Source organism: Variovorax sp. GW821-FHT06D12 (assembly GCF_059419205.1).
In genome coordinates this window covers 17081-39009 of the sequence record NZ_JBWKRI010000013.1, presented here as the reverse complement: position 1 = coordinate 39009, position 21929 = coordinate 17081, and the positions used below count along the sequence as shown (strand labels likewise).

Below are 21929 nucleotides of genomic sequence, written 5' to 3'. Positions count from 1 at the left end.
AGTCATCCTGGGAGGATAGCGCCGCTCGGTGAGTCCCTACCCTGGAACCGCTTGCGTCGACACCCGGCCACACCAAGAGTATTCCGAGGTGCTACGGCGCGCACCCGATAGATTTCCTGCACTCGCGCTTCACCTCTGCGGCATATCCTTAACCGAATACCCCAAACTCACAGTCGCATCCTCCGGAATCCCCGGCATCGTCGAATTCCAAGCCTGCCACTGCGCCCGCATCGCCTCCAGCCGCTGCGGCTCCTTCTTCCCTAGGTTCGCGCGTTCGCGCTCATCGGCCGGAATGTTGAACAGGTACTCGTTGCCGTCGACCTTCAGGTACTTCCAGTCGCCGTCGCGCATCGCTTCCTGGCCGCGGTGGTTCATGCGCCAGTGCAGCGGGCGGCGGAAGGTGTGGGTGGCGTCTTTCAGCACGGGCATCAGCGACACGCCATCGAGCGGGTACGCCGCGTCGGCCTTCACGCCGGCGGCGTCGAGCATGGTGGCCGACCAGTCCATGGTCATGCACAGCTGGGTGCTCTCGCCGCCCTTGGCGATCATCTTCGGCCAGTGCGCAATCCATGGCACGCGGATGCCGCCTTCGGTCAGGTCCATCTTGCCGCCGACCAGCGGCCAGTTGTCCGAGAAGCGCTCGCCGCCGTTGTCGCTGGTGAACACGACGAGGGTGTTGTCGGCCATGCCGTGCTTTTCGAGCGCGGCCATGATCCAGCCGATGCCTTCGTCCATGTGATGGATCATGCGGCGGTACACGTGGATGTTGCCGCCCGACAGGTCGAACAGGTTGTCCTTCACGAGCGGCGCCTTGTCGGCGTCGTCGCGGGTTTCCCACGGCCAGTGGGGGGCGGTGTAGTGCAGGCTCAGGAAGAAGGGCGCCTCTTGCGTGGCCATGCGCTCGACGTAGTCGACGGCGCGCTTGGAGAGCACGTCGGTCAGGTAGCCCTCGTCGTCCTTGTGCTCTTCTTCGCCGTACCAGAGGTCGTGGCGACCGGCCGAATCGCAGTGGGTGAAGTAGTCGACACCGCCCGACATGGGGCCGAAGAATTCTTCATACCCCGAGCGCAGCGGGCCGAAGCTGGGCGGGTAGCCCAGGTGCCACTTGCCGATGAGCGCGGTCTTGTAGCCGCTGTCTTTCAGCAGCGACGGCAGGGTGGGGTGCTCGGTGGGCAGGCCCAGGGTGGTGCTGCCGCGGCTTCGGCTGTTGATGGGCTCTTCGGCCGCGCCGCGCAGGCGGTACTGATACCGCGCGGTGATCATCGCGAAGCGCGTGGGCGAGCACACGGGCGAATTCGAATAACCCTGCGTGAGCTTCAAACCGTTGGCGGCCAGGCCGTCGAGCACGGGCGACACGCGGCCAAAAGGCGCCTCGCGGCCGCCGTAGCAGCCGAGGTCGGCATAGCCGAGGTCGTCGGCCACGATGAAGATGATGTTGGGGCGGGTGCTGCGTGTCGTCATAAGTCGCTGAGAGGTTTTTCGATCAGGGCTGGTAGCCGGATTTCTGCACGACCGGGGCCCACTGCGCCTTGTAGGCCTTGAGCATCGCGGCGGTCTGCGCCTGGGTGCTCACCACCGGCGTCATGCCGGCGTCCTTGAACTTGCGTTGGGTGTCGGGGTCTTGCATCACGGCGTGGATGGTGGTGGCCAGGCGTTCGACTTTCTCCTTGGGCATGCTGGCCGGCGCGAAGAAGGTGTTCCAGCCGGTGGCGGCGAGGTCGAGGCCGGCTTCCTTGAAGGTGGGAATGGTGGGCGCGAAGGGCGAGCGCTTTTCGCCCGACAGTGCCAGGATGCGCAGCTTGCCGGCGGTGTGCTGCGGCAGCACGACGTCTTCGGTGTCGACGGCAATGGGCACCTGGCCGCCGATCAAGTCATTGAGCAGCGGGGCGGAGCCGCGGTAGCCCACCACCTGGGTCTGCACCTTGGCCTTCTCGCCCACCATGAGGCCGAAGAAGTGCGGCAGGCTGCCGGTGGCGGGAACGCCCACGTTGGCCTGCTGCGGGTTGGCGCGCATCCATGCGAGCAAATGGTTCAGCTCGCGCACGGGCAGGGTGGGCGACACGGCCAGCGCGAAGTCGTAGGCGTTGACGTGCGACACCGGCACGAAGTCGCGCTCGGCGTCGTAGCCGTTGTCCTTGAAGACGAGCGGCGCCACCACCATCACGGCGGGGTTGGCGAGCATCAGCACGTTCTGGTTGGCAGGCGTGGCCTTGGCCTGCTGCGCGGCCAGGCGACCGCCCGCGCCGGGCTTGTTGTCGACGATGACGGGCACGCCGAGCTGGGCCGCGAGCTTGTCGCCCACGATGCGCGCCACGCGGTCGGTGGCGCCGCCGGGCGCGTAGCCGACGACGATGCGCAGCGGGCTGTCGAGTGCGGCTTGTGCGCGTGCGAGCGTGGGGGCGGCGATGGCCGCCACGAGACCGGCCATGGCCAGCACGGCGGCGAGGCGGCGACGAGTCGGGTTGAAGGAAGAAGCGAAAGCAAAGGGGGCGCGCGGGGTCATGAAGGGGGTGTCCTTGTTGTCGATCGGTCGGTCAGTCATTGGCCTGGAAGTTCACGGCCTTCATGATGCCGGCCCAGCGGGCAATGTCTTCGCGCATGGTCTTCACGAGCGCCTCGGGGCCGTCGGCCACGGGATACATGCCGTTCTGCAGCAGCAGCTGGCGCACGTCGCGCGAGTTCACGGCGCGGATGATTTCGGTGCGCAGTTTCTCGGCGGTGGCGGGCGGCGTCTTCAGCGGCGCGTAGTAGGCGAACCATGCGGTGGCCACCACGTCCTTGTAGCCGCTCTCCACGAAGCTGGGCAGCTGCGGCATGAGCGGCGAGCGCTTGTCGCCGCTGGTGGCCAGCACCTTCACGCGGCCGGTGGGCAGCATCTGCTGCGCGCCGCCGATGGTGTCGAAGTACACGGGCACGGTGCCGCCCATCACGTCCTGGCGCGCGGGCGTGGAGCCGCGGTAGGGCACGTGCACCATCTTCAGGCCGGCCGCGCGGTTGAGCATTTCGCCCAGGAAGTGCGAGGGCGTGCCGGCGCCGTACGAGCCGAAGCTGACCTTGTCGCCCTGCGCCTTGGCCCAGGTGATGAACTCGGCCAGGGTGTTGGCGGGCACGTCCTTGTGCACGGTGAGCGCCAGCTCGAAGCGCGCGGCGTTCACCAGCGGCACGAAGTCCTTGATCGGGTCGTACGACAGGTTGCGGTAGGCGCTGGGGAACATGGTCATCATGCTCGCGGTGCCCAGCAGCAGGGTGTGGCCGTCGGGCGGCGCGGTCTTCACGGCGTCCACGGCAATGCGGCCGGCCGCGCCCGAGCGGTTGTCGATGATGAGCGGGCCGAGCGACTCGCGCACCTGGTGGGCAATGGCGCGGGTCAGCACGTCCTGCGTGCCGCCGGCGGGCACGCCGATGAGCACCTTGATCGGCTGGCCGGGGGTGAAGGGCGCGGGCTGCTGCTGCGCGAACGCAAGCGGTGCGAAGGATGCAAGGGGGGCAAGGGCCAGCCCGCCAAGGGTGGTCAGGGTGCGGCGGCGGGTCGGGTCGGGAAGCTGGGGCATCGTCAATCTCTCCGGGGTCTCGTTCGGCGTTCGGCAGGGTCTGTGCGTGGCCGGGGCGGGTGGCCGCGGCTGCGGACGATTCTGGAGACGCTACATTCGATTGATCAAATCAACCATCGCCCGGATTTACCCGGCCTTTCGAGACGCCGCCCCATGACTGCCGAAGCCGCCGCCACCCCGCCGCGCCGCCCGCTGGACGACCTGCTGCTGTACCGGCTGTCGCGCCTGCTCGCGGTGGCGGGCAGCATGGTGATCCGGTTGTGCGAGGGCCGCTTCGGCATCACGCGGCGCGAGTGGCGCCTGATCGCGGTGCTGGCCAGCCGGGGCGAGCTGGGCTCGTCGCAGCTGGCCGAGCATGCGCAGCTGGACCGGGCGCGCACCTCGAAGGCGGTGGGCTCGCTGGTGGCCAAGCGGCTGGTGTCGCGCACGGCGCTGGCAGGCGACCGGCGGCAGGTGCGGCTGGGCCTCACGGCGACGGGGCAGGCGCTGTACGACGAACTCTTTCCGCTGGTGACGCGCATCAACGCCGAGCTGATGGGCACGCTCGACGCAGACGATGCCGCGCGCTTCGACGACGCGCTGCACCGGCTGCAGGCGCATGCCGAAACCATGGTGGCGCAGGCGGTGCTGCCCAAGGCCGACCGGGGGCGCCATGCGGCGGCGGCTGCTGCGGCGGCAGCAGGCCAGGGCAAGAAGAACAGCACGGCGCGCAGCGGCAAGGCCGTCAGTCCACCTTCATCCCGGTCGCCTTGACGATGCGGCCGTAGCGCGCCTGCGCCGTGGCCAGGCGCGTGGCGGCGGCTGCATCGGTTTCGGCCAGCGGCACCATGTCGAGCGAGGCCAGGCGGGCCTTCAGTTCGGGCAGGGCCAGCGCCTTGTGCAGCGCCTGGCGCAGGGTCTGCATCACGGGCTCGGGCGTGGCGGCCGGCACCATGGCGAGGTAGAGCACTTCGAACTCCAGGTCTTTCAGGCCCAGCTCGCCGACGGTGGGCACCTCGGGCAGCAGCGGCGCGCGCTGGCGGCCGGTGACGGCCAGGGCCCGCAGCTTGCCGCCCTGGATCTGCGGCAGCACGCCGGGCGTGGCGACGATGCCGGCCTGCACCTCGTTGCCCAGCATGGCCATCACGGCCGGGGCGTTGCCCTTGTAGGGCACGTGCACGATCTTCGCGCCCGTGGCGCTCGCAAAGATCTCGGCGGCAATGTGGCCCGGGCTGCCGTTGCCGGCCGAGCTGAAGGTGGCGGGCTCGGCCTTGGCCTGCGCGATGAAGTCGGGCAGCGTCTTGGCCTTCACCGAGGCGGCGGTGGTGAAGCTCAGGCCCGACGAGCTGAAGATCATCAGCGGCTTGAGGTCTTTGGCCGCGAAGGGCATCGAGGCGTACAGGTGCGGGTTGACGGTGAAGGTGCTGTCGATGCCCAGCAGCACGGTGTAGCCGTCGGCCGAGCTCTTGGCCACGGCGTCGGCGCCGATGTTGCCGCCCGCGCCGGGGCGGTTGTCGACCACGAAGGGCTGCTTCAGGTCTTTTTGCAGCGCGTCGGCCAGCGCGCGCCCGAGGATGTCGATGGGGCCGCCGGCCGGGAAGTTGACGAGGAACTTCACGGGCTTGGCGGGGTAGCTCGCCTGGGCCTGCGCGGCCGGTGCGGCGAGGCCGAGGGCCAGCGCGGCGCAGGCGGCGGCGAGCGTGAGGCGGCGGCGCGTACCGAAGATTGAAGAGGAAGGCTTCGAGGAAAAAATCGTGGTCATGGCTGCTGTGTCTGTCTCCGTATCCACGGCACTCTAGAAGGCTGCGCGGTGCGGCACAACTGAAGTCTCTTCTGCCAGCTATTCCCTCTGGTTATATTTGAAAGCACGTCGCCCCACTGGCTTCGAGGAGAACCGCATGTCAGCCATGAACTTTGAGCGCCTGAAGATGCGCCACCTGCAATGCCTGGTCATGGTGGCGCAGGAGCGCAACCTGGTGCGCGCGGCCGAGGCGCTGTCGCTCACGCAGCCGGCGGTGTCGAAGACGGTGGCCGAGCTCGAAGAGATCGTGGGCCGCCAGCTGCTGCTGCGCCGGCGCCGCGGCGTGGAGCTCACGCCGGCCGCCGAAGTGCTGGTGCGCCATGCGGTGTCGGCGCTGCGCGGCCTGCGCGAAGGCCTGGGCCTGGCGATGGACCAGCCCGAGGCCGACCAGCTGCGCGTGGCGGTCGGCGCCTTGCCGAACATGGCGGCGCACCTGCTGCCCGAAGCCGTCGCACGGCTGCATGCGGCGCACCCGGCGATGCGCGTGCGCGTGGTGAGCGGCACCAACGCGCAGCTCATGACGCAGTTGCGCCAGGGCGAAATCGACCTCGTGCTCGGCCGGCTGGCGCAGGCCTCGGCCATGGCCGACTTGGCCTTCGAGCAGCTGTACAGCGAGGTGCTGCTGCTGGTGGTGCGGCCCGGCCACCCGCTGGCGTCGCGGCGCAAGCCCACGCTCGACGCACTGGCCGCCTACCCGCTGGTGCTGCCCGTGTCGGGCACGCTGATCCGGCACACGGCCGACGCCTTCCTCATCGCGCAGGGGTTGGCGCTGCCCGCCCGCCTGGTGGAAGCGACCGACACCAGCTTTGCGGTGGGCCTGCTGCAACGCTCCGACGCGGTGTGGTTTGCGCCGCAGGGCGCGGTGGAAGGCTTCGTGGCGCGCGGCGAACTCAAGCGCGTGGCCATCGACACGGCAAGCACCGAAGGCCCGGTGGGCGTGACCGTGCGGCGCGGCAGCGAGACGGGCGAGGGCGCGCGGCTGCTGCTGGACACCATCCGGGGCATTGCGGCCACACGCGCTGCCTGAAGGGTTTCTTCAGGGTTTCTTCAGAATAGATCGAGCGCTCGGTCTAATAATTCGGGCATGACCGAATTCCGCGAGAACCACCGTGCGCAAAGTTGACCCCGAACGCCAGCAGGCCAAGCGCCGCCAGATCCTGGAGGCCGCGGGCGACTGCTTTGCGCGGCGCGGCTTTCATGCCACCACCACCGCCGAGATCTGCACCGCCGCGGGCATGAGCCCGGGCAATCTCTTTCATTACTTTCCCAGCAAGAACGCGATCATCGAGGCCCTGGCCGAGGAGGAGTGGCGCGACACGGCCGCGTACTTCGCCGCGATCGACGACGACCCGGCCGACCCGCTGGAGGTGGTGCTGTCTTTCCTCGACGTGGTGATGGTCTTCGCCTCCGACCGCAGCTACTCGCGGCTGGCGCTGGAGGTGGCCGCCGAGACCCTGCGCAACCCGGTGGTCTGCGCCAGCGTGGCCGCGGGCGACACCGAAATGCGCGACGGCCTCGCGGCCCTGCTGCGCAAGGCCGCGGCGCGCGGGCAGATTGACCCCGAGCTCGACCCCGTGCAATCGGCCAACTGGATCGCCGCGCTCATCGACGGCGTGTTCTCGCGCCTGGCGCTCGACACGGGCTTCGACCCCGCGCGCGAGGCGCCGATGCTGCGGCGCGTGGTGGGCCGCTTTCTCGCGAAGCCGGGGCGGGGCGCATGAACCCGACCCCAGTGGCAGTCGAGCGCCAGTCGCTCGTCGATGCATTGCGCGGCTTTGCGCTCTTGGGCATCCTGGTCGTGAACATCGCGGCCTTTGCCTCGCCGTACTACGGCCAGCCGCTGCCCGACCCGATGATGCGTTCGGGGCTGGACCGCGTGGCGGCCTTTGCCGTCGCGTTCCTGTTCGAGACCAAGTTCTACCTGCTGTTCTCGTTCCTGTTCGGCTACAGCTTCACGCTGCAGATGCAGTCGGCGCAGCGCAGCGGCAAGCCCTTCGTGCCGCGCCTGGCGCGTCGGCTGGTGGCGCTGTGGTGCATCGGCGCGCTGCATGCGGTGCTGCTGTTTCATGGCGACATCCTCACGACCTACGCGGTGCTCGGCGCCGTGCTGCTGGCGCTGCGCCACCAGAGCGACGCCGTGCTCGCGCGCTGGGCGCTGCGGCTGGTGCTGGCGACCGCGATGGTGTGGGGTGCCATCGGCATGCTCGCGATGCTGGGCGGCCCGGCGACCGAAGACGTTCTTCGCACCGCGAGGGCCGACGCGGCCTCGGCACTCGCGGCCTACCGCGGCACGGCGGCGACGGTCATCCGTCAGCACCTGCGCGAGCTGTCGCAGGTGTGGATCGTGCTCGGGCTGGTCCAGGCGCCGATGGCGCTGGCAATGTTCTTCGCGGGCGTCATCGAAGGCCGCCGCAACCTGTTCGCGCGAGCCGACCGCTACCGCCCGCTGTTCAAGCGCCTGCTGGTGCCCGGCCTGGTGCTGGGGCTGCCGGGCGCGGCCGTGTATGCGTGGACGGCGTCGGTCGTGCCGGGCTCGCGCTGGGACGTGCTGGGCCTGGCGGTCGGCGTCTTCACCTCGCCGCTGCTCACGGCGACGTATGTGGGCGCGATGATGCTGCTGTTCCAGTCGCGCTGGGGCGGTTGGCTGGCGAAGGCGCTCGCGCCGGCGGGGCGCATGGCGCTGTCGAACTACCTGCTGCAGTCGGCGGTGTGCGCGTGGCTCTTCCTGGCGTACGGGCTGCGGCTCATCGGCGAGCTCGGGCCGTTCATGAGCCTGATGGTGGCCTTCGGCATCTTCGGCGCGCAGATGCTGATCAGCCGCTGGTGGCTGGCACGCTTTGCGTACGGCCCGGTGGAGTGGGTGCTGCGCGCCTTCACCAACCTCGAATGGCCGGCGCTGCGGCGTATGCAGCGGTCACGTTGAGCGACGAGAATGCCCTCGTTCCAACGAGGAGGATGCGCCGATGAGTTCCATGGAAGACGTGTGGGCCTACCGCGAAGAGACGCTCTACCCGCGCCTGTTCGGCCCCGAGCGCACCGGCATCTACGTGCTGGATTTCGACGACTTCAAGGCGCTGGGCGCCGAAGACGTCGATCCGCGCTGGCTGCACCTGGGCGTGTTCGAGTTCGCGCCCACGCCCGTGCGCAACACCTGGCTGTACGTGACATCGGGCGGCTCCACGCCCTGGGAAACCGAGCCGGCCGACTACGACCCCGAGGACTATTCGTGGATCGGCTCCGAGCTGGTCATCGAAGTGCCCTCGCAGCCACAGGACCAATGGGCCATCAAGCTGCTGCGCCGTCTGCTCGCCTACAACGTGCTGCTCGCGCACTCGCACTTCGGTGAAGACAAACAGCCCTTCGACTACGGCGACCGCATTCCCGTCGGCGAAGCGATCCGCGAGAAGGGCACCGTGGCCCTGCGCCATGTGGTGCTGATGGAGCCGAAACACTATCCCGCGACGGCGCAGCTCGATTCGGGCCGCTTCGACTTTCTGCACCTCGTCGGCATCAACGATTCCGAACGCGACTGGGCCAAGGCCCACAGCTCCGAGGCGCTGCTGCGTTTGCTCGAAGTGCATGGCGGTGCGCCCGTGACCGATGCGCGACGCAAGGCGGTCGTTTGAGCCGCGCGAAAGGCGCGGCCACCGTCGGCGGTGCCGAGCGTTCGCACGGGCGAGCGCTCGAGCTGGCCGAGTCGCTCGGCGCGATGGGCCCCATCGAGGTGAAGCGCTTCTTCGGCGGCTTCGGCCTTGTGCAGGCCGGCGTGCAGTTCGCTTTCGTGATGAAGGGCACGCTGTACCTGCGCGTGGACGACGCCACCCGGCCGGAATTCGAGCGCCTGGGCGCGGTGCCGTTCTCGTACGCGACCAGCGCCTCGACCGTGAAGGTCGCGAGCTACTACGAAGCGCCGGTCGATGCGCTCGAAGACCCGCACGCCTTGCGCGACTGGGCGACGAAGGCGCTGGCGAGCGCGCTGGGTGCACGCAAGCCCGCGCGTCGCAAGCCGGCAGCCAAAGCCATCTAGTCGATTCCTCAGCGCGACAGCAACGTCGACAGCTGAAACACCGCAAAGCCCAGCAGCAGCGCACCCGACAGCTTGTTGATGCCCTGCAGCACGCGCGCGCCGAGCTTGTGCCGCACCATCGACATGATGCTCGACAGCCCGAGCCACCACAGCGCCGAGCCGAGGAACACCCCCATCACCATCGTGAGCGCCGCACCGCTGCCGCTGCCCACATGGCCGCTTCCGAGCGAAGCGAACACCGCGACGAACGACAAGATCGTCATCGGGTTGGCCAGCGTGAGCACGAACACCGACAGCAGCGCCTTCACCGGCGTGGCCGCGTCTTCCGCAGCCCGAGCCTGCGTGGCGGCCGGGGCGCGCAGCAACTGCACGCCCATCCACGCAAGAAACGCCGCGCCACCGAGCGCCAGCGGCACGCGCGCCGCGACCATCGTTGACACCACGGCCGACACGCCGAAGGCACCGATGGCGCCATAGCAGGCATCGGCCAGCGCGGCGCCCAGGCCGCTGAGAAAGCCGATCGTGCGGCCATGCGCGAGCGTGCGTTGGATGCACAGCAGACCGATGGGGCCGACGGGTGCGGCGATCGAGAGCCCGATGACGAGGGCCTTGAGAAAGAGAGGGAAGTCCATGCCGTCGATTGTTCGGCGCGGCTTGCATGGCGAGAATGGCGAAATTCAGGCGCACGGCATGCCTTGCCTGAAATCGGAAGCGAAATTCTCAATCGGGCCTGAAATCCATGGAAATCGACGCCAAGAACTGGCAGATCCTCGACGTGCTGCAGCAGGACGCGCGCACCTCGCTCACGGCACTCGCACGGCAGGTGGCGCTGTCGGTGCCGTCCACCTCCGAGCGCGTGAAGCGTCTCGAAGAGGCCGGCGTCATCGAGGGCTACCGCGCCGTGGTGCCGCCGCGCAAGGCGGGCTACACCGTCACCGCGCTGGTCGGCATCACCACCGCGCAACCCGACAAGGCCCGGCTGCTGAAGCTGCTCGGCAGCCGGCGCGAAGTGCTCGAGTGCTTTCACGTCACGGGGCAGGACTCGTACGTGCTGAAGGTGGTCGCGCGCGACATCGAACACCTCGAGTCGTTCGTGAGCAGCATCAACCACCTGGGCGAAACGCGCACCTCGATCGTGATGTCGGTGCCGATCGCGGCGCGCGCGGTGGCGGCGCCGGCGGGCACAGTGCCCGACTGAGGCGCGCTTCTCTCGTCCCAAAAAAATGGTCCGCACCAGGGCGGACCGAATGGACCCGCCTGACGGGCTCCTGGAGAAACGGAACATCCGCGGGCGCAGGGCCGCCCGCGGTCATTCACTCACTTGCTTGCTTCTTTGCGCGTGACAGTCTTCCCTGATCAGAACGAGTGGCGCAGCCCGACGTCGTAGCCCGTCGAGGTCTTGGGCACGAACACCCCGGTGTTCACGAAGGCGGGGCCGCCGACCGTGAGCGCCGCGCCGTTCTTGTTGCTGATGCGCGCGACGGTGGCGTACAGGGCGGTGCGCTTGGACAGGTTGTGGATGTAGCCGATGGCCAGCTTGTTGGCCTTGGGGTCGGCAACCGACGGCGTGAACGGCAGGTTGACGGTGTTGAGGTCGTACTTGACCTGCGAGTACGAGGCGCGGATCAGGCCCGGGCCGACGGGCGCGGTCACGCCGATCAGGTAGCCCGTGAGGTCGACGTCAGGCACGCCGCCGACCAAGGGTGTGACGGCGTAATCGCGCGTTTTCTTGATTCGTGACAATTCGCCGAACAGCTTGACCACGCCGAAATCGTAGGAGCTGCCGAGATTGAAGGTCTTGACGTTGTCGGTGGTGCCCGCATAAAAATTGTCGGCCGCCGTGCTGTTGCCATACGACACGGCCACGTCGAACGGGCCATTGGCATAACCGACGCGCCCGCCCAAGTAGCGCCCCGCACGCGATGCGGCCGAATTGCCCGAATTGAGCGCGCCCGACGCATTGATGCCGGGCGGCGTTGCCGTGCCGGGGTCGTATTTGATATTTTCATGCAGCGCGTACATGAATTGACCATAAAAGCCGCCGAGATTCTTCGGCAGGAAATAGCCGATCGAATTGCTGGCGCGGTTGTAATTGAGGTCGCCGCCGAAGCCGCCCGAGCCGCCGCCGGCGTTCGTGTTGGCGGCGGTGAAGATCAGGCTGCGGCCCACGCCGACGATGCCGAAGGGGTCGAACACGATGTCGTTCCAGGCCGTGGGCACGTAGTCGCGGCCCAGGCGCAGTTCACCGAAACCGCCCGACAGGCTGACCGTGGAACGGCGTTGGAAGGTGGTGATGCCGGTCTTGCCGTCGTCAGGGCTGATCGGCGCCTCGAGCCAGAAGCTGGCCGCAAGCCCGCCGCCCAGGTCCTCGGTGCCGCGAAAGCCGAGCCGGCTCGTGGAATAGCCGCCCGAACTCAGCGCGGTCTGGCTCGCAGTGCGCGTGCCCTGGTTCACGTAGAACGGGTTGAACAGCGTGGCGCCGTTCATGTCCTGCGATTTGGACGAGTAATTGCTGATGCCCGTGTCCACCACGCCGAACAGCGTGACGGAAGACTGTGCATTGGCGAACCCGACACCGAACAGTGCGGCGGCCGTGAGGAATTGTCTTTTCATTGTTGCCCTTGAATTGAATATGAAATTCATCGCTCCCACGCACCGCGTTGAAGCTCCGGTTCGGCGTGCGGAAATACCTTCAATTGATTTCGTCTGCCTTCCGCATGGTTCATGCGTCTGGGTAAATCATATCGATCGATTGCGACAGGAAAAGATCGAAACCGCCTTTTTCAATTACGTTTTCCGTGCAGCCGGGTTACGAATTGGAAAGCTCGGGCTGCGTCTCCCCGGGAATTGATGAATTGGTCTTCATCCTGTCGTTTTTGTAATTGAGCCGTTCGCGCGGCGACGGCCCGAATTTCTAGCGTGTCGGCATGGCGAAGCAAAACCGCCATCGCCGAAGCGGGTGGTCCTCTTCGGCGTTCAACGAAGGAGATGACACATGACGAACAGGAAGATGGCCTTTGCGCTGGCGGCGATGGCCGCCGCAGCGCTCCCGCTGGTGGCTGGCGCACAAACCAGCCAGCAGCACGTCGAGGGGCCGGCGCATTTCGCGGCGACCGAAGCCGGCATCAAGGAGCACCCTGAGAACGCCGGCCCGGGCAAGACCGACGCCCAGGTGGTGGCCGAACTGCGCGCCGCGCAGCAAAGCCCCGAGTGGGCCGGCGTGCTGCGCTGGGGCGCCCCGATCCCGGTGAAGGCCACGCACCCCCGCACGCGCGCGGAGGTGGTGGCCGAGCTGGAACGCGCGCAGTCGCAACCGGGCTGGGAGCGCGCCTCGCGGCTGGGCGCGCCGATGGTGCTGCCTGCGGCGGCGCCTGCGCGGTAGGGGAGAAGAAAGACGGCGGCGGGGGTTTCAGCCCGCCGTCGCGCCGTGCACCACCGCCGGCTGCCCCATCGCCGGATCGTTGCCCTCGAAGCGCATCTTCGGCAGGAACTGCGGGTACTCGCGCTGCATGAAGTCGATGACGCCTTCGCGCACGTAGCAGCGCAGGTCGAAGGCCAGGCCGGAGGTGGCGGCGGTGCAGAGCACGCGGACCTGCATGGTGCGCTCGGTGGCGTCGGTCACGCGCAGGTTGAAGAAGCGGCCGTCCCATTCGGGCGCGGCCTTCACGAGGCGTTCGACCTCGGCGCGCAGCGGTGCCAGCGGGGTACCGTAGTCCAGGTAGAAAAAGACCGAGCCGAGCAGTTCGGCCGAGTGGCGGGTCCAGTTCTGGAACGGCTTCTCGATGAAGTAGGTGAGCGGCAGGATGAGGCGCCGGTCGTCCCAGATGCGCACGACCACGAAGGTGCCGGTGATTTCCTCGACGCGGCCCCATTCGCCCTCGACCACGAGCACGTCGTCGATGCGGATCGGCTGCGACAGCGCGATCTGCAGGCCGGCAATGAGGTTGCTGAAGACGGGTTTCGCCGCCAGGCCGGCCACGATGCCGATCACGCCGGCCGAGGCCAGCAGGCTGGCGCCGACCTGGCGCGCGCCCGGGAAGGTCATGAGCATCATGGCGCCGCCGGCCACGACGACGACCGACATGGCGGTGCGCGCGAGCACGCGGGTCTGCGTGAGCACGCGGCGTGCCTGCAGGTTGTCGGAGATGTCCGAAGGGTGCTGCGCGAGCACGCCGTCGGCGAAGCCGCTGATGGCCTTGAGCACGAACCAGGTGCTGGCCGCGATGAGCAGCAGCCCCGTGAGATGCCGCACGCTGCCGATGAAGCGCAGGTCGTCCGGCGCCGCCTGCCACACCATCATGAGCGCCGCCAGCGGCAGCACCAGCCGCGCGGGGGCGGTGCAGTTGACCACCATCGCATGCACGGCGGGCGCCGGGCGGGTGATCCGCCGGAGGACCATGCCCCCGATGCGGTGGGCGAGAAGGGCGAGGGGCGCGGCGATCAGGGCGGCAATCCAGGTGCCGAACCAGGGGTGTGCAAGGAGCTCTTGGGTCATCAGGCGGGGGTGGTCTTTGCTTCTGGGGTGTTGTCGTTCAGTGGTTGAAGAATGCGCGCTGCGTCGTCGCGCAGCTGCGTGGCGAGCGCCGTGGCCAGGTCGAGCCGGCGCACCAGCCAGGGGCTGATGTCGTTGTCGAACGGGTCAGGCAGTGGAATGGGGCCGCCGACGGTGGTGGCCCCCGTGCTCTCGGGGTGAGAGGGCCCTGCGATCGGAATGGTTCCCAGGGCGGCCTCGATGCGTTGCGCGGTGCGCACGAGCGGGCCTTCGATGTCGCCCGGCGTGAGGCGGTCGCGCCGCAGCACGAGCATCGACTTCACGGCGCTGAGCTGTGCGAGCAATTGGTAGCTGTGGGCCTGCAGATGCTCCAGCGGTTCGAGCGGCGGCTGCACGGCGCGCGGTTCGGAGAGCGAACGCTGCGTGGCCTGCACGAGCGCCGAGAGGCTGTCGTAGGCCTCGCGGCGCGCGAGCCGCCATTCGAGCTCGGGGCTGCTCTGGATGGCCTGCAATTGGCCCAGGCCGAGCGCGAGCCGCGCATGGCGCGCCTGCGCGGTGAGCACGCGCGCCACCAGCGCCGGAATCTGCGTGCGCTCCCACGAGGGCAGCACGTAGCAGAAGCCCCAGGCCAGCGCGGCGCCGATGAGCGTGTCGGCGATGCGCTCGAACAACGCAAAGATGGGCGCGGTGCCGGTGTTCAGCATGTGGGCCTGCAGCAGGCCCAGCACGGTGGCGGCCACGGCGGTGACGAGGTAGCGCCGCACCGCGAAGCTGTGCGCAATGGCCTGTGCGATGGTCACGGTCACGAGCAGCATCAGCGGCGACGGGTGCGCCGACAGCAGGCCCACCGCGAGCACGCAGCCCAGCAGCGTGCCGGCGACGCGGCTGTTGCGTCGCTCCAGCGTCTGCGAGAGGCTGCCGCGCAGCACCACCACGATGGTCAGCAGGATCCAGTAGTCGTGCGAACCCCAGGGCATCGACACGGCGATGCCGTAGCCGGCCGCGATGGCCAGCGCCGCGCGAATGGCGTGGCGCAGCGGCGGCGCGTCCCAGCGCCACAGCGCGAGGAAGGGGCGCAGCGACCAGTCGGTCGGGCTCACGAAGAGCTGCCAGTTGGCGCGTACCACGGCCAGGTTGGGCTCGGCGTCGCCGCGCGCCATGGCCGCCAGGCGCAGCACCTCGTCGTTGATGTGGCCGATGCGGCTGGCCAGCCCGCGCGCGAGCATGGCGGCCGAGGGGCCCATCTGGCCGTGCGTGTCTTCGTCGTCGGCCGTCACGTGGATCGCGGCCAGGCGCGGCCGGCGGTCGGCCACGGCGGCGGGGTGGCGGCGCATGAGCAGCGCATCGGCCAGGCCGGTCGTTTCGTCGGCCAGCTCTTCGAGGATGCGGCGCATCTCGACCAGCGCCTGCGCGTGCGACGGATGGGCGCGCAGGGCGTCCAGGTCGAGTTCGCTGGCGAGCAATTGGTCGCGCATCTCGAGCACGATGACGAGCATGCCGGCCAGGCGCTGGCGGCGCGGCGTGCGCGGCGACTCGAGCACGATGTCGCGCGTGGCCTGCAGCTGGTCGGCCAGCGCGGCCTGCTCGCGCAGCAGTTGGCCCAGCAGCGAGGCGGGGGTGTCGCGGATGTCGCGGGTTTCGTCCTGCGGCGTGAACTGGCTGGCCTCGGTGCGCATGAGTGCGGCCAGCGAAAACAGCACGTCGGCGATCGACTGGGTGCGAAAGCGCCCGTTGAGCAGCAGGTTGGCCAGCGTGGCCCACACCACGTACAGGCCGGCGCCCAGACCGAACTCGGTGGTGCGCGCGATGGCGTCCGACAGCCCGGCGGGCGCGGGCGTGGCCATGGAGAAGACCATCGAGAACATCACCGCGATGGCGATGGGAATGCCGCGCTTGCCCCAGGCCATGGCCACGAAGGCCATGAAGGTGGCGGGCACCAGCAGCAGCCCGAGGCGGATCGGTGCGCCGTGCAGCATCTGCACCGCGAAGAACAGCGGCAGGCCGATGAGCGGCGCCGGCAGCATCTGCAAAAACTTGCCGCGGCGCGGGCCGGGCAGGTCGGGCGGCGCCGTCACGATCACGCCGGTGGCGGCGGCCGAGGCGGCCAGGGTGCCCAGCCACAGGTGCACCCCGCCCGAGATCACGAGCAGGCCGAGCGCGACGGTGAGCCCGCTCGCGACGTAGTGGCTCAGCGCAATGCGCAACGCCGCGCGAACCCGCGCGGCGGCGCCCGGCCCCGTCATCACTTGGCGGAGGCGTCGCCCTCGGCGGGCGCCTCGCGCTTGATGCGGGTGAGCTTGCGCGGGGCGGCCGGCGCGGCGGGGGCTGCGGCGGCCGGGGTTTCGGCGCTGCCGTCGAGCGGGGCGGCGGTGGCTTCGGTCACGGTGCTGCGGGCGTACAGGTCGACCGAGGCGTCGGCGGGGCTCGACTTGGTCGAGGCCGAGACGGCGCGCACGCGGTCGCTGGCGCGCAGCTTGTCGTCCACGTTGGCGAACTTGGAGTACTTGGCGAGCAGCGGCACCAGCTGGCCGTACACGCGCGGGGCGCCGGCCAGGCATTCGCGCTGGTCGAGGAACTCGGGCTCGCCCGTGAAGTTGCCGATGAGGCCGCCGGCCTCGGTCACCAGCAGCGAGCCGGCGGCCACGTCCCAGGGGTTCAGGCCGGTTTCGAAGAAGCCGTCGGTGAAGCCGGCGGCCACGTAGGCCAGGTCGAGCGCGGCGGCGCCGGGGCGGCGCAGGCCGGCCATGCGGGGCATCATGTCCGCCATGATGGCCAGGTACTGCTTGAAGTTGTCGCCGGTGCGGAACGGGAAGCCGGTGGAAATGAGGCACTCGCTGAGCTTCACGCGCTTGGACACGCGGATGCGGCGCTCGTTCATGTAGGCGCCTCGGCCCTTGGTGGCCGTGAACAGGTCGTTGCGCGACGGGTCGAAGACGACCGCCTGCTCGATCTTGCCGCGCACCGACAGCGCGATCGACACGCAGTAGACCGGGAAGCCGTGGATGAAGTTGGTGGTGCCGTCGAGCGGATCGATGATCCAGACGAACTCGGAGTCTTTGGCGCCGTATTCGGTGCCCGATTCTTCGGCCAGGATGCCGTGCCCCGGGTATGCGCCCAGCAAGGTCTCGATGATGACCTTCTCGCTGGCGTGATCGACTTCGGTGACGAAGTCGTTGACCTGCTTCTGGGAGATGCGCACGGCCTCGACGTCGAGGGCGGCGCGATTGATGATGGCGCCGGCGGCGCGTGCGGCCTTGACGGCCACATTGAGCATGGGATGCAGGTTGGGGGACGACATTCTGGATTGTGAGAAGAACGGGTGGGAGAGGTCCCCAAGAATGCAATCTGGGCGACCCTGCGGTCCGGCGATGCGGGCGGCGAGAATCGGGCATTTTACCGGCTCAGCCCGTTTGTGTCTTCCCCACCCGTCATGCGCACCCGTTTCATCCTCATCCAGACCAGCCACGCCGGCAATGTGGGCGCCGCCGCCCGCGCCATGAAGACCATGGGTTTCGACGACCTGGTGCTGGTTGCGCCGCGCTGGGCCAACGTGCTGCGGCGCGAGGAAACCATCCAGCGCGCCAGCGGCGCCCTGGACGTGCTGAACAACGCCCGCATCGTCGAAACGCTCGATGAAGCCCTCGACGGCGTGACCCACCTGTGCGCCACGGCCATGATCCCGCGCGACTTCGGCCCGCCCACGCGCACGCCGCGCGAGCACCTGGAGCCGCTGGCCACGCAGGGCGACCAGCACGTGGCCTTCCTGTTCGGCTCAGAGCGCTTCGGCATGCGCAACGAGGACGTCTACCGCTGCAACGTGGCCCTGAGCATCCCGACCGACCCGAAGTTCGGCTCGCTCAACCTGGGCGCGGCGATCCAGGTGGTGGCCTACGAATGGCGCCTGGCGCTGGGCGGCTACGGCGTGCGCGAGGCCATCGCCCCGGTGCAGGCGGCCGACGCGCAGGCCGTGGCCGGCATGCTCGACCACTGGGAGCGCTCGCTGGTGGACATCGGCTTTCTCGACCCGGCGGCGCCCAAGAAGCTCATGCCGCGGCTGCAGCAGCTGTTCAACCGCGCGCAGCCCACGCCCGAGGAAATCCACATCCTGCGCGGCATTGCCAAGGCCATGAGCGACGCCACCCGCGAGCCGCGCGGCAGTTGAACCGTCACAAAACCCCATCGCGCGTAAGCGAAGACGCCCGGCTTTAGACTGCCCGGCCCCTATCGATATAACGACAACAAAGGCAGCGATGTTCTCTCGACTGCGCGCCGACATCCGGTGCATCCTCGAACGCGACCCGGCCGCCCGCAGCGCCTGGGAAGTGATCACGGTCTACCCCGGCTTCCATGCCGTGGTGCTGCACCGCTGGGCGCACGCCTGTTGGACCCACGGTTTCAAGTGGCCGGCCCGCTTCATCGCGCACTGCGCGCGCGCGTTCACGGGCATCGAGATCCACCCGGCCGCCAAGATCGGCGAGCGCGTGTTCTTCGACCACGCCATGGGCGTGGTGGTGGGCGAAACCGCCGAGATCGGCGACGGCTGCACCATCTACCAGGGCGTGACTTTGGGCGGCACCTCGCTCTACAAGGGCACCAAGCGCCATCCGACGCTGGGCAAGAACGTGGTGGTGAGCGCGGGCGCCAAGGTGCTGGGCGGCTTCGTCGTGGGCGACGGCGCCAAGATCGGCTCCAACGCGGTGGTCATCAAGCCGGTGCCGGCCGGGGCGACCGCGGTGGGCATTCCGGCGCGCATCATCCCGTCGAAAGAGGGCGAGAGCGCCGACGTGGCCGCGCCGCAGAAGTTCTCGGCCTACGGCATCACGCAGGACGACGACCCGCTGAGCCAGGCCATGCGCGGCCTGATCGACAACGCCTCGAGCCAGGAGCACCAGATCGCGCTCTTGTGGCAGGCCATCGAGAAGCTGTCGGCGCAGCCGGGCACCAAGGACTGCGTGCCGGGCGATGCGGCGCGCGGCGAGTCGTTCGAGGCTGACAAGCTCACGCAGCTGATCGGCAAGTAGAAGAGGGGCGCAGGGGCGCCGTTGCCCTTCAGGCGGGCGGGGCCCTGTCTCGCCGCAGGTTGTCTTCCAGCTGGTCGAGCGCATCGCTGTGGGCCAGCGCCCAGCCATAGAGCGCGCGCAAGGGCTCGACGAAGACCTCGCCCAGCGGCGTCAAGGCGTACTCCACGCGCGGCGGCACGACCTGGAACACCTCGCGGTGGACCAGGCCGCCTGCCTCCACCTCGCGCAGGGTCAGGGTCAGCATCTTCTTGGAGATACCCGGCAGGGCGCGCTCCAGCTGCCCGGTGCGCATCGCGCCGTGGCTGAGGGCGTACAGCACCATGGAGGTCCACTTGCCGTTCAGGACGTAGTGGATGCGCCGCTGCGCACAGTCCTCGCGCAGGACGAACGGCGTGTCGCCGGGCGGCGCCGCGACGCGCGGGGCGCGGCCCGCGCGGTTCATCCGGTTCTTCATGGTCACTTTTTTATCCCTATCGCACTTTTAAGTCACTACTTCCGGGTTGGTGACGTGAAATCTACCATTCCTGTTTCGTTGCGAGGCATGGTGCCCGCCACACGACAGGAGCAGATTTTCATGAAAGCAGCCGTCATCCGATCCTTCGGCGACCCCGATCAGATTCAACTCGAAGACGTCGCCACGCCGGCGCCGGGACCGGGCGAAGTCCTGGTCAAGGTGCTGGCCGTCGGCGTCAACCGACTGGATCACTATGTGCGCCTGGGGCAGATCGCCCCGGCCTTGCCGTTCCCGCACATCCTGGGTTCGGATGCGGTGGGCGAGGTCGCCGCCCTGGGCGCTGTCGCTTCGCGCTTCGCGGTGGGCGAGCGCGTGATCGCCATGCCCGGCTACCCGACCGACCCCGCGCAGTGGGACACCCGCCCGGTCACGGCGGCGGCCAGCTACGCGATTCCCGGCATCCACATGCCGGGCACCTATGCCCAGTACATCGTGGTGCCGGAGCACTGGCTGTTGCGCGACACCACCGGCCTGCCCGCCGAGCAGATGGCCGCACTGCCGGTCTCGCTGCTGATCGCGATCCGCGCGGTGCAGGTCGTCGGCGAGGTCAAGGCCGGCGACCGGGTGCTGGTGCATGCCGGCGCGTCGAGCACCGGCATGATGAGCATCCAGGTGGCCCGCGCGCTGGGTGCGCGCGTCGTCACCACGGTGCAGAACGCAGCCTCCGCCGAACTGGCCCTGCGCCTGGGCGCCGAGTTGGCGATCGACACCGGCACGCAGGATTTCGTCGAGCCCGTGCGCGCCTGGAGCGGCGGGCAGGGTGTCGATGTCGCGATCGACAACCTCGGCGGTGATGTGCTGTCGAAGACCCTCGAGGCCGTGAAGCCCATGGGCATCGTGGTGGCGATGGGGTTCATGGCGGGCACCGACGTGCGCTTCGACATCCGGCGCTTCTTCTTCGCGCAGCAGCAGCTGCGCGGCACGCTGGTAGGCGACATCGAGGACTTCGCCGCCTGGCTCGACGCGATACGGCAGGGCCGGGTCCGTGCGCAGATCGACAGCGTGCTGCCGCTCTCGCAGGCCGCCGAGGCGCACCGGCGCATCGCCGCCAACGAGGCGCGGGGCAGCATCGTGCTGCAGCCCTGGGCGAGCTGAAGCGGGGCGCGCCATGGCCACGAACCCTTCGCTCGCCACGCAGGGCGACGCGGTGCTTCAACGCCTCGAGGCTCTGGGACTCGCACTGCCCGAACCGCCGCCGCCGCTCGGGGCCTACCGCGCGGCGATCGAGGCGGCGGGCCTGCTGCATGTCTCCATGCAGGGGCCCGTGGTGGCGGGGCATCCGCTGCCGCGCGGGCTGCTCGGCGCCGAACTGACGCTGGAAGAAGGCCGCCAGGCGGCCCGGCTGGCGGTGCTCAATGCGCTGGCCCAGGTGCGCCTGCACCTGGGCGGTTTTCAACGGGTGCGGCAGGTCGTGCGGCTCGAAGGCCATGTCGCCTGCGTGCAGTCGTTCACCCAGCACCCGCAGGTGCTCGACGCCGCCTCCGAGCTGCTGGCCAGCCTGTTCGACACGCGCGCGGGCCATGCGCGGTCGGTGTGCGGGGTGCGCAACCTGCCGGGCAACCTGCCGGTGGCCGTGACCTTGACCCTTGAAGTGGAACCCTCACGTCGCTGAGGTTGCCGACACCGCTGACGCCGCCCCGGCGTTCAGCCGTGCGCGTCCCCATCACGTCTCGCTCATTGAAGCGGTGTTGAGCGGCCCGTCGCCGACGTGTTCAGTTCGCTGAGCATGTGCACCAGGCGCGCCGTCGAGCGCGTGCCGAGCTTCTCGCGGATGCTGCGCAACTGGTGGTCGATCGTGGAAAGCGAACGGTCCAGCTGGCGCGCGATTTCCTTGTAGCTCAGGCCGCCGGCCGCCAGCTTCGCCACCTTCAGTTCCGCCGGCGTCAGTGCCGCGAGGTTCGCCGGGTGATCGGTGGCGCCTGCCCGCTCGCTCTGCGCCTGCGCGAACCGGTGGGCGGCGCTCAGCAGCGGGCCCAGTGCGGTGCGGGCCAGGCCCGGCAACTCGTCGCACACGGCGTGCTTCCAGCGCGGGGCCCTGTGGTGCCAGTCGGCGCAGATCATGCCCACCGGCCGGTCTTCGTCGTGCACGGGAACCGCCAGCTTCGAGGCCGTGCCGGCCTGCATCAGCGTGGCGCGCAACTCCTGCGTGAAGCTGCGCTCTTGCGACACGTCGATGATGGGGGCGATGCCGCTGCCGCTCCAGACGGCGCGGATGCCCGGGTTGGCGGCGCTGAAGCGCAGGCCGATCACCGCAGGCAGTGGTTGCGACGGGCGCTGCACCTCGGCCGCGACCACGTAGTCATGGAGGCGGCCGCTGGCGTCGACATAGCCGCCGAAGCCGGCGTCGACGCGGTCGGCGTCGAGCGTGTCGCGCAGCCATTGCACCGAGATGCGCCAGCAGGCCTGCGGGTCGTCCAGGTACAGCAGCAGCTGCGCGGCCAGCTCGCGGCCCGGTCGCCAGGTGATCGCGCGCTCGCCTTCGAATAGGCGCCGTCGGAGCTGGCGTTGAAGCACAAGGATGTCGTGGTCTTCGAGCATGGATGC

23 protein-coding genes are annotated in these 21929 nt (G+C 69.0%); 12 read left to right on the top strand and 11 right to left on the bottom strand.

Annotated elements, in window-relative coordinates; genetic code table 11:
- Nucleotides 1-129: 129 nt before the first annotated feature.
- The 3 genes from AC07SQ_RS30090 to AC07SQ_RS30080 are packed head-to-tail and all read right to left on the bottom strand — an operon-like array spanning nucleotide 130 to nucleotide 3551.
- Nucleotides 130-1461, bottom strand: coding sequence for a sulfatase family protein (locus AC07SQ_RS30090; protein ID WP_495271639.1), 1332 nt, complete (start codon nucleotides 1459-1461; stop codon nucleotides 130-132).
- Between the two features lie 22 nt (nucleotides 1462-1483).
- A complete protein-coding gene (locus AC07SQ_RS30085) occupies nucleotides 1484-2503 on the bottom strand; it encodes a Bug family tripartite tricarboxylate transporter substrate binding protein (RefSeq protein ID WP_495271638.1) in 1020 nt (339 codons plus the stop codon).
- Between the two features lie 31 nt (nucleotides 2504-2534).
- On the bottom strand, nucleotides 2535-3551 hold the full coding sequence (locus AC07SQ_RS30080) for a Bug family tripartite tricarboxylate transporter substrate binding protein (protein ID WP_495271637.1): 1017 nt from the start codon (nucleotides 3549-3551) through the stop codon (nucleotides 2535-2537).
- 153 nt (nucleotides 3552-3704) lie between these two features.
- Here AC07SQ_RS30080 and AC07SQ_RS30075 point away from each other — a divergent pair, with 153 nt between their 5' ends.
- Nucleotides 3705-4304, top strand: a complete 600-nt coding sequence (locus AC07SQ_RS30075) for a MarR family winged helix-turn-helix transcriptional regulator (RefSeq protein WP_492736430.1) — start codon at nucleotides 3705-3707, stop codon at nucleotides 4302-4304.
- On the opposite strand, the gene AC07SQ_RS30070 is transcribed toward AC07SQ_RS30075, so the two are convergent.
- Nucleotides 4276-5292 carry a tripartite tricarboxylate transporter substrate binding protein gene (locus AC07SQ_RS30070; RefSeq protein ID WP_495271636.1) on the bottom strand — a complete coding sequence of 339 codons (1017 nt, stop codon included), beginning with the start codon at nucleotides 5290-5292 and terminating at the stop codon, nucleotides 4276-4278. The two genes, AC07SQ_RS30075 and AC07SQ_RS30070, sit on opposite strands and share 29 nt — an antisense overlap.
- A gap of 136 nt (nucleotides 5293-5428) precedes the next feature.
- On the opposite strand from AC07SQ_RS30070, the gene pcaQ reads away from it, so the two are divergent.
- The 5 genes from pcaQ (at nucleotide 5429) to AC07SQ_RS30045 (ending at nucleotide 9358) form a co-directional block, all read left to right on the top strand.
- Complete coding sequence (gene pcaQ, locus AC07SQ_RS30065; RefSeq protein WP_062479169.1) at nucleotides 5429-6358, top strand: pca operon transcription factor PcaQ; 930 nt, start codon at nucleotides 5429-5431, stop codon at nucleotides 6356-6358.
- 82 nt (nucleotides 6359-6440) lie between these two features.
- Nucleotides 6441-7052, top strand: coding sequence for a TetR/AcrR family transcriptional regulator (locus AC07SQ_RS30060; protein ID WP_070063172.1), 612 nt, complete (start codon nucleotides 6441-6443; stop codon nucleotides 7050-7052).
- On the top strand, nucleotides 7049-8254 hold the full coding sequence (locus tag AC07SQ_RS30055; protein ID WP_495271635.1) for a DUF418 domain-containing protein: 1206 nt from the start codon (nucleotides 7049-7051) through the stop codon (nucleotides 8252-8254). The genes AC07SQ_RS30060 and AC07SQ_RS30055 overlap by 4 nt, the downstream gene beginning before the upstream one ends.
- Nucleotides 8255-8294: 40 nt before the next feature.
- Nucleotides 8295-8957, top strand: a complete 663-nt coding sequence (locus tag AC07SQ_RS30050) for a suppressor of fused domain protein (protein ID WP_307589002.1) — start codon at nucleotides 8295-8297, stop codon at nucleotides 8955-8957.
- Nucleotides 8958-9040: 83 nt separating this feature from the next.
- Nucleotides 9041-9358, top strand: a complete 318-nt coding sequence (locus tag AC07SQ_RS30045; protein ID WP_369632798.1) for a TfoX/Sxy family protein — start codon at nucleotides 9041-9043, stop codon at nucleotides 9356-9358.
- Between the two features lie 8 nt (nucleotides 9359-9366).
- Here AC07SQ_RS30045 and AC07SQ_RS30040 read toward each other — a convergent pair whose 3' ends face one another.
- The gene (locus AC07SQ_RS30040; protein WP_495271634.1) at nucleotides 9367-9990 is read right to left on the bottom strand and encodes a LysE/ArgO family amino acid transporter; all 624 of its coding nucleotides are present in this window, start codon (nucleotides 9988-9990) and stop codon (nucleotides 9367-9369) included.
- A 107-nt stretch (nucleotides 9991-10097) separates the two neighbouring features.
- Here AC07SQ_RS30040 and AC07SQ_RS30035 point away from each other — a divergent pair, with 107 nt between their 5' ends.
- A complete protein-coding gene (locus AC07SQ_RS30035) occupies nucleotides 10098-10556 on the top strand; it encodes an Lrp/AsnC family transcriptional regulator (RefSeq protein WP_095746119.1) in 459 nt (152 codons plus the stop codon).
- Between the two features lie 158 nt (nucleotides 10557-10714).
- Here the strand turns inward: AC07SQ_RS30035 and AC07SQ_RS30030 are convergent, their stop codons facing one another.
- A complete protein-coding gene (locus AC07SQ_RS30030) occupies nucleotides 10715-11971 on the bottom strand; it encodes a porin (RefSeq protein ID WP_495271633.1) in 1257 nt (418 codons plus the stop codon).
- A 382-nt stretch (nucleotides 11972-12353) separates the two neighbouring features.
- On the opposite strand from AC07SQ_RS30030, the gene AC07SQ_RS30025 reads away from it, so the two are divergent.
- Nucleotides 12354-12740, top strand: a complete 387-nt coding sequence (locus AC07SQ_RS30025) for a DUF4148 domain-containing protein (RefSeq protein WP_495271632.1) — start codon at nucleotides 12354-12356, stop codon at nucleotides 12738-12740.
- 27 nt (nucleotides 12741-12767) lie between these two features.
- Here AC07SQ_RS30025 and AC07SQ_RS30020 read toward each other — a convergent pair whose 3' ends face one another.
- The 3 genes from AC07SQ_RS30020 to AC07SQ_RS30010 are packed head-to-tail and all read right to left on the bottom strand — an operon-like array spanning nucleotide 12768 to nucleotide 17148.
- Entirely contained in the window at nucleotides 12768-13853 is a 1086-nt protein-coding gene (locus tag AC07SQ_RS30020; RefSeq protein ID WP_495271631.1) for a mechanosensitive ion channel family protein, read from the bottom strand.
- A complete protein-coding gene (locus AC07SQ_RS30015) occupies nucleotides 13853-16093 on the bottom strand; it encodes an FUSC family protein (RefSeq protein WP_095949132.1) in 2241 nt (746 codons plus the stop codon). The genes AC07SQ_RS30020 and AC07SQ_RS30015 overlap by 1 nt, the downstream gene beginning before the upstream one ends.
- A complete protein-coding gene (locus tag AC07SQ_RS30010; protein ID WP_095949131.1) occupies nucleotides 16093-17148 on the bottom strand; it encodes an inositol monophosphatase family protein in 1056 nt (351 codons plus the stop codon). Before AC07SQ_RS30010 ends, AC07SQ_RS30015 begins: the two co-directional genes overlap by 1 nt.
- A 132-nt stretch (nucleotides 17149-17280) precedes the next feature.
- Here AC07SQ_RS30010 and AC07SQ_RS30005 point away from each other — a divergent pair, with 132 nt between their 5' ends.
- Nucleotides 17281-18012 (top strand): RNA methyltransferase, encoded by a 732-nt coding sequence (locus AC07SQ_RS30005; RefSeq protein ID WP_495271630.1) that lies wholly within the window; start codon nucleotides 17281-17283, stop codon nucleotides 18010-18012.
- 67 nt (nucleotides 18013-18079) lie between these two features.
- Complete coding sequence (cysE, locus tag AC07SQ_RS30000; RefSeq protein WP_223301446.1) at nucleotides 18080-18871, top strand: serine O-acetyltransferase; 792 nt, start codon at nucleotides 18080-18082, stop codon at nucleotides 18869-18871.
- Nucleotides 18872-18899: 28 nt separating this feature from the next.
- Here cysE and AC07SQ_RS29995 read toward each other — a convergent pair whose 3' ends face one another.
- Nucleotides 18900-19325, bottom strand: coding sequence for a winged helix-turn-helix transcriptional regulator (locus AC07SQ_RS29995; RefSeq protein WP_495271913.1), 426 nt, complete (start codon nucleotides 19323-19325; stop codon nucleotides 18900-18902).
- Between the two features lie 120 nt (nucleotides 19326-19445).
- On the opposite strand from AC07SQ_RS29995, the gene AC07SQ_RS29990 reads away from it, so the two are divergent.
- Together AC07SQ_RS29990 and AC07SQ_RS29985 are read left to right on the top strand one after the other, a co-directional pair.
- Entirely contained in the window at nucleotides 19446-20480 is a 1035-nt protein-coding gene (locus AC07SQ_RS29990) for a quinone oxidoreductase family protein (RefSeq protein WP_495271629.1), read from the top strand.
- A 13-nt stretch (nucleotides 20481-20493) separates the two neighbouring features.
- On the top strand, nucleotides 20494-20997 hold the full coding sequence (locus AC07SQ_RS29985) for a RidA family protein (protein WP_495271628.1): 504 nt from the start codon (nucleotides 20494-20496) through the stop codon (nucleotides 20995-20997).
- A gap of 62 nt (nucleotides 20998-21059) precedes the next feature.
- On the opposite strand, the gene AC07SQ_RS29980 is transcribed toward AC07SQ_RS29985, so the two are convergent.
- Nucleotides 21060-21923, bottom strand: coding sequence for a LuxR C-terminal-related transcriptional regulator (locus tag AC07SQ_RS29980; RefSeq protein ID WP_159270990.1), 864 nt, complete (start codon nucleotides 21921-21923; stop codon nucleotides 21060-21062).
- Nucleotides 21924-21929: the final 6 nt, after the last annotated feature.

Bases quoted from the DNA above. Each gene is read 5' to 3' on its own strand.
- AC07SQ_RS30090 (WP_495271639.1), bottom strand. From the start codon at position 1,461: ATGACGACACGCAGCACCCGCCCCAACATCATCTTCATCGTGGCCGAC.
- AC07SQ_RS30085 (WP_495271638.1), bottom strand. From the start codon at position 2,503: ATGACCCCGCGCGCCCCCTTTGCTTTCGCTTCTTCCTTCAACCCGACT.
- AC07SQ_RS30080 (WP_495271637.1), bottom strand. From the start codon at position 3,551: ATGCCCCAGCTTCCCGACCCGACCCGCCGCCGCACCCTGACCACCCTT.
- AC07SQ_RS30075 (WP_492736430.1), top strand. From the start codon at position 3,705: ATGACTGCCGAAGCCGCCGCCACCCCGCCGCGCCGCCCGCTGGACGAC.
- AC07SQ_RS30070 (WP_495271636.1), bottom strand. From the start codon at position 5,292: ATGACCACGATTTTTTCCTCGAAGCCTTCCTCTTCAATCTTCGGTACG.
- pcaQ (WP_062479169.1), top strand. From the start codon at position 5,429: ATGTCAGCCATGAACTTTGAGCGCCTGAAGATGCGCCACCTGCAATGC.
- AC07SQ_RS30055 (WP_495271635.1), top strand. From the start codon at position 7,049: ATGAACCCGACCCCAGTGGCAGTCGAGCGCCAGTCGCTCGTCGATGCA.
- AC07SQ_RS30050 (WP_307589002.1), top strand. From the start codon at position 8,295: ATGAGTTCCATGGAAGACGTGTGGGCCTACCGCGAAGAGACGCTCTAC.
- AC07SQ_RS30045 (WP_369632798.1), top strand. From the start codon at position 9,041: ATGGGCCCCATCGAGGTGAAGCGCTTCTTCGGCGGCTTCGGCCTTGTG.
- AC07SQ_RS30040 (WP_495271634.1), bottom strand. From the start codon at position 9,990: ATGGACTTCCCTCTCTTTCTCAAGGCCCTCGTCATCGGGCTCTCGATC.
- AC07SQ_RS30035 (WP_095746119.1), top strand. From the start codon at position 10,098: ATGGAAATCGACGCCAAGAACTGGCAGATCCTCGACGTGCTGCAGCAG.
- AC07SQ_RS30030 (WP_495271633.1), bottom strand. From the start codon at position 11,971: ATGAAAAGACAATTCCTCACGGCCGCCGCACTGTTCGGTGTCGGGTTC.
- AC07SQ_RS30025 (WP_495271632.1), top strand. From the start codon at position 12,354: ATGACGAACAGGAAGATGGCCTTTGCGCTGGCGGCGATGGCCGCCGCA.
- AC07SQ_RS30020 (WP_495271631.1), bottom strand. From the start codon at position 13,853: ATGACCCAAGAGCTCCTTGCACACCCCTGGTTCGGCACCTGGATTGCC.
- AC07SQ_RS30015 (WP_095949132.1), bottom strand. From the start codon at position 16,093: ATGACGGGGCCGGGCGCCGCCGCGCGGGTTCGCGCGGCGTTGCGCATT.
- AC07SQ_RS30010 (WP_095949131.1), bottom strand. From the start codon at position 17,148: ATGTCGTCCCCCAACCTGCATCCCATGCTCAATGTGGCCGTCAAGGCC.
- AC07SQ_RS30005 (WP_495271630.1), top strand. From the start codon at position 17,281: ATGCGCACCCGTTTCATCCTCATCCAGACCAGCCACGCCGGCAATGTG.
- AC07SQ_RS29995 (WP_495271913.1), bottom strand. From the start codon at position 19,325: ATGAAGAACCGGATGAACCGCGCGGGCCGCGCCCCGCGCGTCGCGGCG.
- AC07SQ_RS29990 (WP_495271629.1), top strand. From the start codon at position 19,446: ATGAAAGCAGCCGTCATCCGATCCTTCGGCGACCCCGATCAGATTCAA.
- AC07SQ_RS29985 (WP_495271628.1), top strand. From the start codon at position 20,494: ATGGCCACGAACCCTTCGCTCGCCACGCAGGGCGACGCGGTGCTTCAA.
- AC07SQ_RS29980 (WP_159270990.1), bottom strand. From the start codon at position 21,923: ATGCTCGAAGACCACGACATCCTTGTGCTTCAACGCCAGCTCCGACGG.